Source organism: Alistipes sp. HGB5 (assembly GCF_000183485.2).
GTDB classification, from domain to species: Bacteria; Bacteroidota; Bacteroidia; order Bacteroidales; family Rikenellaceae; genus Alistipes; species Alistipes finegoldii.
In genome coordinates this window covers 1-3,443 of sequence record NZ_AENZ01000027.1, presented here as the reverse complement: position 1 = coordinate 3,443, position 3,443 = coordinate 1, and the positions used below count along the sequence as shown (strand labels likewise).

At 47.8% G+C, this 3,443-nt stretch carries 1 protein-coding gene, 1 tRNA gene, 1 rRNA gene and 1 pseudogene; 1 reads left to right on the top strand and 3 read right to left on the bottom strand.

The window, feature by feature from the left end:
• Positions 1-599: 599 nt before the first annotated feature.
• The 3 genes and pseudogenes from HMPREF9720_RS16075 to HMPREF9720_RS04880 all read right to left on the bottom strand — a co-directional run bounded on the left by HMPREF9720_RS16075 (position 600) and on the right by HMPREF9720_RS04880 (position 2,741).
• Positions 600-1,679, bottom strand: a pseudogene (locus HMPREF9720_RS16075) (IS110 family transposase).
• 296 nt (positions 1,680-1,975) lie between these two features.
• A tRNA-Leu gene (locus HMPREF9720_RS04885) sits at positions 1,976-2,057 on the bottom strand.
• Positions 2,058-2,126: 69 nt separating this feature from the next.
• On the bottom strand, positions 2,127-2,741 hold the full coding sequence (locus HMPREF9720_RS04880) for a lipoprotein signal peptidase (protein ID WP_022043422.1): 615 nt from the start codon (positions 2,739-2,741) through the stop codon (positions 2,127-2,129).
• Positions 2,742-3,349: 608 nt separating this feature from the next.
• Here HMPREF9720_RS04880 and HMPREF9720_RS04875 point away from each other — a divergent pair.
• Positions 3,350-3,443: ribosomal RNA gene (locus HMPREF9720_RS04875) — 16S ribosomal RNA — on the top strand; the annotation flags it as partial.

The window sequence follows — 3,443 nt, the reverse complement described above, 5'->3', positions numbered from 1 at the left end:
CCCAGACGCCGCCGTCGGCGTATTGCAGGGCGATGCGCCGCTTGCCGAGGCGGAGTACGAGCTGTTCGCCCCAGCGGGTACGGTATTCGATGCTGATCAGGAGTGTCATTCGTATATTCACTTTAATGATTATAACTTTGAGGAAATAAAGACATCAGAGCATGGAATAAGTCCGAAATTTCATTGGTCTACGAGACCGGGGACAATGTTCCGGCCCCATGCTGCCGTTTCCTGTTACAATCCAAATAAATCTGGATCAAAGTTTTCGGTTAAATTTGTTTTTATTTCATTTGCAATACATTGCGATTCTTGATGAGTTTCCCGGCCAAAGGTCAAGGCACAGCGTGTCTCCGCCGGCCTTCGATCGAGTCGGTGCGGAGTCACGATGTGCTTTGACCTTTGGCTCTTGCGAAAGCCGTGATTTCAGAACCCGTAAAAATCCTTCGGTAGACAGACTTTCCACAGCGGTCAGTATTCTGCCGCATGTTCCTGTATTAGTTTACAAAGGCCAGAGGAGCATTTTACATTAAGCGGACTCCAAAGCCGCACGCAATATGTAGTATTCTCTCTGGGAAAATCCGTTTACCGGAAGGGGTTGCTTATGACACGACACTATTGACATATTCGGTCTGGTGTTTCAACACGAAGTATAGTCTATTTACCAGTTTGCGGGCGACCTTTACGATGGCCTTGCTCTTGGGCATCCGCTTGCATTGTTCTGTATAAAACAGATTCATCGCGGGATCTTGGCGTATAGCCACCCATGCAGCCTCTATCAGATTACAGCGCATGACGGCGTGTTTTCGCACGGTAATGTCTCCTGTTCCGTCTTTCTCTCCGCTGCTATGGCACATCGGGATCATCCCGATATAGGCGGCCAGTTGTTCGGCATTGCGGAAACGGGTTATGTCGCATATCTCCGACAGAAACGCCATTCCCGTAGTCTGCCCGAACCCCGGAACGCTCATAATCAACCGCTGCGGTTCGCGGAATCGGTCCGCCTTGGCCAAGGCCCGTAAAGCCCGTGTCATCTCCAACTTCTGACGGCGTAGTTCCTCCAGATGCCGGAGCTGAATGTCGAGGGCCTGACGATCGCTCGGAGTGAGTGTCTCAACCTCTTTCAGCCATGCGAAAAAGCGTTTCGATCAGTTGGAGAAAGGTTCGAGGAACTCCTGCGGAATCCCGATGCCTAAACACCGTAACTGGGACTTGATCCGGTTCTTCTGACGGGTCGTGTCTTTGGTGATCGAGTTCTTCAATCTTATCAAGGAACGCATTTCCAACGATACACTGTCCGGCGTATAAATGCCTTTCAGTTCGTTGGCTCTTAAACTCCGCGCCAGCTTGCCGCTGTCCACGGCGTCACTCTTACGCAGCTTTTCGCTGCTCTTGGTCGGTACGTCGGCCGGGTTGACCACGATGTTGTCGATCCCCAATGCCGTCAGGCGTTCGTGTATCCAGAATCCGCAAAAGCCCGCTTCGTACACCGAATGATACTCGGCTCCCGGATAAACTCCTCGTCAGAAATCCGTGCAACGCTTCCGGGGCCGGATTTTGACTGAATTTCTTCAGTACAGAGGTCGCGGACAAGACCGTTACCGACCAACTCTTCAAATGGACGTCGATTCCTACATAAATCTTTTGTCCTTTGAAATAATTTCATTTCTTCGTTCTCTCATGGCTATCGTCGTTTTAGTTAGTAAAGGTCTCGCAACTTTAATCTAACCAAAATCTCGATAGCTTTTTCATCTATCCGCTTTCATCGCAGTCAACTCTGATTGTAAACATAGGGATTACATCAGAATCTGGATAGTTCGTCGTTTGTTTGGAATCGGTTTATACAAAATTACAAAAATAATCTGGTTTTGTCTTTCTGGCAGGGAAAAATCAGAGCCCTTCTCCATGAAATTGCGGACACGATGCGGACACGGAAAAAGAAAAATCCCCTCAGAGTTTCCTCTAACGGGATTTTTTGTGCCCAGGACAGGAATCGAACCTGCACGCCTTGCGGCACACGCACCTGAAACGTGCGCGTCTACCTATTCCGCCACCTGGGCATTATTGGAATTGCGGTGTGCAAAAGTAATACTTTTTTCTGAATCGCCAACTATTTTTGCGAAAAAAATCTACTTGCTCAGAAATTTATACTGAAACAGAAGCAGATAGACTACCGCCACGGAGATGTAGGCGTCGGCCAGATTGAAGATCGCCCCGAAGAAGTAGTTGTTGCTGTCGACCAGAAAGCTCAGGAACCGCGGCACGTTGTTCCACTGGAACAGCGGAAAATAGAACATGTCCACGACCTTTCCCATCATGAAGCCCGCGTAATGTCCGCCGAAATGCGCTACCGCGTACGGCGTCGATTCCGAAAAGATCAGTCCGTAGAAAGCGCTGTCGATAATATTGCCGAGCGCACCGGCCATCACCAGCGCCAGACCGACGATAACCCCCTTCGGCGTATCCTCCCGGCGGCGGAGCAGATGATGCATCAGCCAGCCGATGAGACCTACCATGACGATGCGGAATATGCCGAGCAGCAGTTTTCCCCAGTCGAATCCCCCTTTCGAGGCGATGTGCATGCCGAAAGCCGCGCCGTTGTTCTCGATAAACCGTAATTGAAACCAGTCCGGGAATACGATGATCGACTCGTCGAGGTGCATGTGGGTCTTGACCCAGATTTTGAGCAGCTGATCCGCGATGAGCAGAATCAGGATGAGCAGTGATATTTTTTTGAAGTTCATAGCCGTCGGATTATCTGCCGCAAAAATAGTAAAAAATCTCTGTTTTACGGGGTGCCGTCCGATTTTACTCGTCCTGCGGACAATTATATTCCCCGAACGGGCCTTTCGGCCGGCAATAGGGGCCGGATGGAATCCCTTGTTGCCGAATCGGGATACGTCCGGGCCCGCATCATGCATCATGTCGGGTGTCATTAATATATATAGGTAAAAAGCGTTATTTTGAAGAAAATTGAAGATTTTTCAAAAAAAAATGCGAAAATGCTTGCAGGTTCAGAAAAAGTCACTACCTTTGCATCCGCGTTCAAGAAAAACGGATGTTCTTACAAAGACTGAAAGTTTACAATAAAGGAGCTTAAAGCTCTGTGTAAGCGCGATTTTCCGAAACGTAAAGTTCTTGAAAAAGAATTTTGAAAAAAGATTTGCAGGATTAAAAAAGATGACTTATCTTTGCAGTCCTTTCGCACTACAAAATGCGAGACTTTTTCAAACTGGTTCTTTGAATTACTGGTTATATTTTGAGAGAAAAGAAATGTAGTATTTATCTGTCAATTTTCCTTTTAAGGATAAACGAATAGTCAGGACTCTAACAAAACATTTATAAATTTTATACAATGGAGAGTTTGATCCTGGCTCAGGATGAACGCTAGCGGCAGGCTTAACACATGCAAGTCGAGGGGCAGCACGAGGTAGCAATACTTTGGT

What these genes read in the sequence shown, in the direction of transcription:
- HMPREF9720_RS04880 (WP_022043422.1), bottom strand. Translation starts at nt 2,741, where the DNA reads ATGAACTTCAAAAAAATATCACTGCTCATCCTGATTCTGCTCATCGCG.